Origin of the sequence: Streptomyces inhibens, from assembly GCF_003389455.1 — a bacterium.
GTDB lineage: Bacteria > Actinomycetota > Actinomycetes > Streptomycetales > Streptomycetaceae > Streptomyces > Streptomyces inhibens.
This window is the reverse complement of the sequence record NZ_QUAC01000025.1, coordinates 21,269-28,221: the sequence shown is the minus strand read 5'-3', so window position 1 is coordinate 28,221 and position 6,953 is coordinate 21,269. Positions and strand designations below refer to the sequence as shown.

The 6,953-nt window shown below is 70.3% G+C and carries 5 protein-coding genes and 1 pseudogene; 1 reads left to right on the top strand and 5 read right to left on the bottom strand.

What is annotated here, in order from left to right; all coding sequences use genetic code 11:
- The first annotated feature begins 90 nt into the window (after nt 1-90).
- Nucleotides 91-489 (top strand): PIN domain-containing protein, encoded by a 399-nt coding sequence (locus DY245_RS04125; protein ID WP_128503568.1) that lies wholly within the window; start codon nt 91-93, stop codon nt 487-489.
- Nucleotides 490-594: 105 nt separating this feature from the next.
- Here DY245_RS04125 and DY245_RS04120 read toward each other — a convergent pair whose 3' ends face one another.
- The 5 genes and pseudogenes from DY245_RS04120 to DY245_RS04105 form a co-directional block, all read right to left on the bottom strand.
- Entirely contained in the window at nt 595-2,121 is a 1,527-nt protein-coding gene (locus DY245_RS04120; protein ID WP_128503566.1) for an amino acid permease, read from the bottom strand.
- 197 nt (nt 2,122-2,318) lie between these two features.
- A pseudogene (locus tag DY245_RS45765) lies at nt 2,319-3,033 on the bottom strand (transketolase C-terminal domain-containing protein); the annotation flags it as partial.
- A gap of 1 nt (nt 3,034) precedes the next feature.
- Nucleotides 3,035-4,379 (bottom strand): 1-deoxy-D-xylulose-5-phosphate synthase (gene dxs / locus DY245_RS04115; RefSeq protein WP_244942817.1); only part of this gene is annotated, 1,345 nt, incomplete at its 3' end.
- 268 nt (nt 4,380-4,647) lie between these two features.
- Nucleotides 4,648-5,955, bottom strand: a complete 1,308-nt coding sequence (locus tag DY245_RS04110) for a sugar ABC transporter permease (RefSeq protein ID WP_128503561.1) — start codon at nt 5,953-5,955, stop codon at nt 4,648-4,650.
- The gene (locus DY245_RS04105) at nt 5,952-6,752 is read right to left on the bottom strand and encodes an ATP-binding cassette domain-containing protein (RefSeq protein WP_128503559.1); all 801 of its coding nucleotides are present in this window, start codon (nt 6,750-6,752) and stop codon (nt 5,952-5,954) included. Before DY245_RS04105 ends, DY245_RS04110 begins: the two co-directional genes overlap by 4 nt.
- Nucleotides 6,753-6,953 lie beyond the last annotated feature (201 nt).

The window sequence follows — 6,953 nt, the reverse complement described above, 5'->3', positions numbered from 1 at the left end:
GGGATGCGCGGGCCGGCTCGGCGGAGCCGGCCCGCGCTTTCGTGCATCCGGGGCGCGGGCGGTGGTGCCCCGGCATGGGAGGGTTGCGGCATGGATTCCTTGGTCATTGTCGATGCCGCGAACGTCGTCGGCTCGGTGCCCGACGGCTGGTGGCGGGACCGGCACGGCGCGGCGGAGCGGCTGCGCGACGCGCTGCCCGGGTACGCCACGGACGGGCTGCCGGGGCTGGTCGCGCCGCCCCTGGAGATGGTCCTCGTGGTGGAGGGCGCGGCGCGCGGGGTGACATCCGTCGAGGGCGTACGGGTGGTGTCCGCGGGCGGCAGCGGCGACGACCGGATCGTGGAGCTGGTGGCACAGGAAGGCGGCGGGCGGGACTGCCTGGTGGTCACCGCGGACCGCGGGCTGCGGGAGCGGGTCCAGGCGCTGGGGGCGCGGGTGACCGGGCCGCGGGCGGTGTGGGGGCGCGGTGGCGGGCGCGGCGGGGCGTAGGGCCACCGTCTCGCCGCCGTACGCGAAAGCCCCGCACACCGCGGCAGGCGCGGTGCACAGGGCTCGATCGGAGGGACGGGACGGGGGCAGGCGTACGGACCGGGCTCAGCCCTTGCCGGCCTGCCGGTTGCGGATGCCGAGGCGGCTGTGCGAGCGCCCGTATACGAAGTAGATCCCGAAGCCGGCCACCATCCAGATCCCGAACCGCACCCAGGTCTCCGCGGGCAGATTGAGCATCAGCCACAGCGAGGCGAGTACGGACAGCATCGGCACCACCGGCACCCACGGGGTGCGGAAGGAGCGGGGCAGATCCGGCCGGGAGCGGCGGAGGAGGACGACGCCGATGGCGACGACGACAAAGGCGAACAGCGTACCGATGTTGACCAGTTCGGCCAGGACGTCGATCGAGGTGAAGCCGGAGACCACGGCGACGACGACGCCCAGCGCGATGGTCGAGCGGTAGGGAGTGCCGTACTTCGGGTGGGCCCGCGAGAAGACCCGCGGCAGCAGCCCGTCCCGGCTCATCGCGAAGAACACCCGGCTCTGGCCGAGCAGCAGGATCATGCAGACCGAGGTCAGGCCGACGGCGGCGCCGAAGCTGATCACATCTGCGTAGAAGGGGTGCCCGAGGTCCTTGAACGCATCGGCCAGCGGGGCCTCGGTGGAGAGCTTGCTGTACTTCTCCATGCCCGTGACGACGACCGACACGGCCACGTAGAGGACCGTGCAGATGGCCAACGAGCCGAGGATGCCGCGCGGCACATCGCGCTGCGGATTGCGGGTCTCCTCGGCGGCGGTGGCCACGATGTCGAAGCCGATGAACGCGAAGAAGACCACGGCCGCCGCGGCGAAGATGCCCATGGTGCCGAAGTTGGACGGGGCGAAGCCGAACATCAGCTGCGCCAGCGGCGCGGCCAGTCCGCCGCCGGCCGTATTGGGCTCGCTGGGCGGCACGAACGGCTCGTAGTTGGCACCGCTGATGAAGAAGGCGCCGACGATGATGACGAGCAGGACGACGGTGACCTTGATCGCGACGACCACTGCCGTCACCCGCGAGGACAGCTTCATGCCGAACACCAGGATGGCGGTCAGCACCAGCACGAGGATGCAGGCGAGAAGATCGAAGCCGAAGTGCCCTTCATGGGTGCCGGCCAGGCCGGACGGCAGATGCCAACCAGCGCCGTCCAGCAGTTCGCGGATGTAGCCGGACCAGCCGACGGCGACCACCGCACAGCCCAGGGCCAGTTCCAGGATCAGGTCCCAGCCGATGATCCAGGCCGGCAGCTCACCCAGTGAGGCGTACGAGAAGGTGTAGGCCGATCCGGCGACCGGCACGGTGGAGGCGAACTCCGCGTAACACAGCGCCGCCAGCGCACAGACCACGCCCGCGACGACGAAGGACAGCGCGACCGCGGGCCCGGCCTGCTCCTTGGCGATTTTTCCGGTGAGGACGAAGATTCCGGTGCCGATGACGACACCGACACCGAAGACGGTCAGATCGAGCGCCGACAGGGACTTTTTGAGCGTGTGCTCCGGCTCCTCGGTGTCCAGGATCGACTGCTCTACAGTCTTTGTCCGGAACAGGCCGCGATCGCGGCGTGAATCGTGTGGTGTGCCGTGCTGTGTGCTCATGGGCGAACCTCCGCCTGGACGACCCTCGCAACTCTCCTGAACTGACCGAGTCTCCGCAATGTCAGGAAACAGTCAGCCCCGGCGGGCCTCCATGCGGTGGGGATTCACCCGATGGGGTGTGGCAGCGGTTATGCCGATGGGCCGGGCAGAACATCCATACGGATGACCGGCCCGGCCCATCGTTGCCGTCCGCGGAATCAGTCGCGGGCGGCCTCGGCCGGCTCCGCCGCGCCCTGGGCGCCGGCGGCCGCCGGGGCGTCCACGGTGTCGGCGACGTCCTCGGCACGGTTGTCGATCTTGGCGACCAGGCCGGTCACCTGGCGGGCGATGTCCGGCGCGGTGAGCCCGATCTCCGCCATGATCTCCTTGCGGGAGGCGTGGTCGAGGAACCGCTCGGGGATGCCGAAGTCACGCAGCGGCAGATCCACCCCGGCGTCCCGCAGCGACTGGGCGATGGCCGAACCGACGCCACCCGTACGGGAGTTGTCCTCGACGGTGATCACCACGCGGTGCCGGTCGGCCAGACCCGGCAGCGCCTCGTCGACCGGCTTGACCCAGCGCGGGTCCACGACGGTCGTCGAGATGCCCTGCTTGTCGAGGAGGTCGGCGATCTCCAGGCACATCGGGGCGAGCGCGCCGACGGAGACCAGGAGGACGTCCGGCCGTGTGACGCTCTCGGCGGGCTTGCGCAGGACGTCCATGCCGCCGACCCGGCCCACGGCCTCGACGGCGGGGCCGACCTTGCCCTTGGAGTAGCGCACGACGGTCGGGGCGTCCTTGACCTCGACGGCCTCGCGCAGCTGGGCGCGCACCTGGTCGGCGTCGCGCGGCGCGGCGATCCGCAGACCGGGGACGACCTGGAGCAGGGACATGTCCCACATGCCGTTGTGCGAGGCGCCGTCGTCACCGGTCNACATGCCGTTGTGCGAGGCGCCGTCGTCACCGGTCACCCCGGCCCGGTCCAGGACGAAGGTGACACCGCACTTGTGCAGCGCGACATCCATCAGGACCTGGTCGAAGGCGCGGTTGAGGAAGGTGGCGTAGACGGCGAAGACCGGGTGCAGACCGCCGGTGGCCAGGCCCGCCGCCGATACGGCCGCATGCTGCTCGGCGATGCCGACGTCGTAGACCCGGTCCGGGAACGCCTTGGCGAACTTGCCCAGGCCCACCGGCTGCAGCATGGCCGCCGTGATCGCCACGATGTCGTCGCGCTCCTGGCCCAGCTTGACCATCTCGTCGCCGAAGACGGAGGTCCAGCTGGCACCGCCGGAGGACACCGGCAGCCCGGTGTCCGGGTGGATGACGCCGATGCCGTGGAAGCGGTCCGCCTCGTCCTGCTCGGCGGGCTTGTAGCCGCGGCCCTTCTCGGTGAGGCAGTGCACGATGACCGGGCCGCCGAAGCGCTTGGCGCGCTGGAGCGCGGACTCCAGGGCCTCCAGGTCGTGGCCGTCGATCGGGCCGACGTACTTCAGGCCCAGGTCCTCGAACATGCCCTGCGGGGCGATGAAGTCCTTCAGGCCCTTCTTGGCGCCGTGCAGCGTCTCGTAGAGCGGCTTGCCGACGACCGGGGTGCGCTCCAGGAGGTCCTTGCCACGGGCCAGGAAGCGCTCGTAGCCGTCGGTGGTGCGCAGGGTGGCGAGGTGGTTGGCCAGGCCGCCGATGGTCGGCGCGTAGGAGCGCTCGTTGTCGTTGACGACGATGACGAGCGGGCGGTCCTTGGCGACGGCGATGTTGTTCAGCGCCTCCCAGGCCATACCGCCGGTCAGCGCGCCGTCACCGATGACGGCGACGACATGGTCGTCCTTGCCGCGCACCTGGTTGGCCTTGGCCAGGCCGTCGGCCCAGCCCAGGACCGTCGAGGCATGGCTGTTCTCGATGACGTCGTGGGCGGACTCGGCCCGCGAGGGGTAGCCGGACAGGCCGCCCTTCGTGCGCAGTCCCGAGAAGTCCTGACGGCCCGTAAGCAGCTTGTGGACGTAGGACTGGTGTCCGGTGTCGAAGAGGACCCGGTCCTTGGGGGAGTCGAAGACACGGTGCAGGGCGATGGTCAGCTCGACCACGCCCAGGTTCGGGCCGAGGTGTCCGCCGGTCTTGGAGACCGCGTCGACAAGGAAGGTACGGATCTCCCCCGCCAGCTGCTCAAGCTGCTCCGGGCCCAGTCGGTCCAGATCCCGCGGTCCCCTGATACGGGAAAGCAACGCCCTCCCGTCACCCGCCACCACCCCGGCCGGACGCGCTTTGCGCGGCACCTCCTGCACCCCTGCCTCCTTGCTGTGGTCGAGCTTGCTGCTGTGATCGAGCCTGCCGATCAGATGAGTCTAATGTTGCGCCTTCGGTGGCGACGCCCGGGCCTCGCGATGTATGTCACTCGGGTGACACGGGCTTTCGGCCGACGGTGGGGTGCGGCCGCGCACGCGGACCGGCCCCCACCGGATCATTGCCCGGTGGGGGCCGGTGCCGTCGGCTGCCGACGGGCGCGGTTCAGGCGCGCCCGCTGCGCCGATGCCGTCGGACGACGGCCGGTGCTCAGGTGCGCCCGGCGGTCTTCTGCGTCCGGCGGGAGACGGAGTCGATCACGACGGCGGCGAGCAGCACCGCACCGGTGATCATGTACTGGATCTCACTGGCCATGCCGAGCAGGTTCAGGCCCTGCTGGATCGACTGGATGACCAGCATGCCCAGCAGCGCGGACCAGATCTTTCCCCGGCCGCCGAAGAGGCTGGTACCGCCGATGACGGCCGCCGCGATGACGTTCATCAGGGTGTTGCCGGAGCCCAGGTTCTTGGTGGCGCCGCCGGAGAGGCTGGCGATGAACAGTCCGCCGAACGCGGCGAGCATGCCGGAGATGGCGAAGACGCTGATCCGGATCTTGTGCACATTGATACCGGCCCGGCGGGCCGCCTCGGCGTTGCCGCCGACCGCGAAGATCTGCCGGCCGTAGGTGGTGCGGCGCACCACGAAGTCGGCGATGACCAGGACCGCGAGGAACAGCACCAGGGCCAGCGGCAGACCGCGGGCACCGGCCGGCTCGTTGAGGACATAGGCGACGACGAAGGCGATCAGCGCGACCACGCCGGTGCGCAGCAGGATCTCGCTGAGCGGCCGGGACGGCAGCGCGGCGGCCTTGCGGCGCTTGCTGTCCAGCAGCAGCGACCCGGCGTAGGCGAGGACGGCGACCAGCGCGAGGCCGTAGCCCGCGGCCTTGTCCTCGAAGTAGTAGCCGGTGAGGCTCTCCACCACGCTGCCGCTGGGCGTGTTGATGGAGCCCTCGTTGCCCATCATCCAGATCTGCAGGCCGCTCCAGCCGAGGAAGCCGGCCAGCGTGACGACGAAGGCCGGCACACCGATCTTGGCGAAAAAGAACCCGTGCAGGGTGCCGATGGCGATGCCCGCGACGATCGCGATCAGGACCGCGAGCCAGTCGTTGACGCCGTTGGTGACGCTGAGTACGGCCCATACGGCCGCGCCGACACCCGCCACCGAGCCGACGGACAGGTCGATCTCGCCGAGCAGCAGCACGAAGACGATGCCGACGGCCATGATGCCGAGGCCGGAGGTGTAGACACCGATGTTCGCGATGCTGTCCGCGGACAGGAAGCTGCTGTTCTTGAGCTGGAAGACGATCGCGATGACGATCAGGCCGATGATGACCGGCAGCGAGCCCAGCTCACCGCCGCGCACCCGGCGCTTGAAGTCGTTGAGATAGCCGGTGAAGCCCTGTTCCCGGACGAGCAGCCGGGGGTCGACGGCGGCCGGCTGCGGGGTGTCGGCGGCGGCCGGTGCCTCGGTCGTCGCCTGCTCTTCGCCGGCGGGCTGCTTGGTGAGGTCGCTCATGCTCCGGCCTCCTTCTTCACCTGGTTCGTGCGCGCCTTGCGGCGGGTCACGGCGTTGTCCGAGGCGCCGGTGATCGCGGCGATGATCTCTTCGTGGGAGGTGCCCTCGACGTCGAAGACACCGTTGTTGCGGCCCAGCCGCAGCACCGCGACCCGGTCCGCGACGGCCTGCACATCGGCCATGTTGTGGCTGATGAGGATGACGCCGAGGCCGCGCTCGCGCAGCCGCTCGACGAGGTCGAGGACCTGGGCGGTCTGCTCGACACCGAGGGCGGCGGTGGGCTCGTCGAGGATGACGACCTTCGGGTCGCCGATCAGCGCACGGGCGATCGCGACGACCTGCCGCTGACCGCCGGAGAGCGCCGCGACGGGGATACGGACGCTGGGGATGCGGATGGACAGGGTGTCCAGCAGCTCCTTGGCGCGCTTCTCCATCGCGATCTCGTCCAGGACGCCCGCGGTGCGGATCTCGCTGCCGAGGTAGAGGTTGGCGACGACGTCGAGGTTGTCGCAGAGCGCGAGGTCCTGGTAGACGGTCGCGACGCCGAGTTCCTGGGCGTCGTGCGGCTTGTTGATGCCGACCGTCCTGCCCTCCCACTCGATGGCGCCGTCATCCACGGGGTGGACGCCCGAGATGGTCTTGACGAGCGTGGACTTGCCGGCGCCGTTGTCGCCGACGAGGGCGACCACCTCACCGGGGTGGATCTCCAGGGTGACGTCCGTCAGTGCTTGGACGGCGCCGAACCGCTTGGAGATTCCGCGCAACGCCAGCACAGGCGTAGCGGACACGTGAATCATCTCCTTCGCCGCCGTCACAACGGCGGGGATGGTGGTGCATGGAGCAGGGGGGCTTGCGAGGTCCGGTCCGGTGCACACGCCCGGGACGGGGTGGCACGGGGCGGGTGGCGGACCGGGGCCGGGGCCGCGGGCGATGCCGCGGGCCCCGGCTGACGGGTGGCCGGGGGCCTGGGGCCTGGGGGCCGCAGGCCTGGGGCCGGG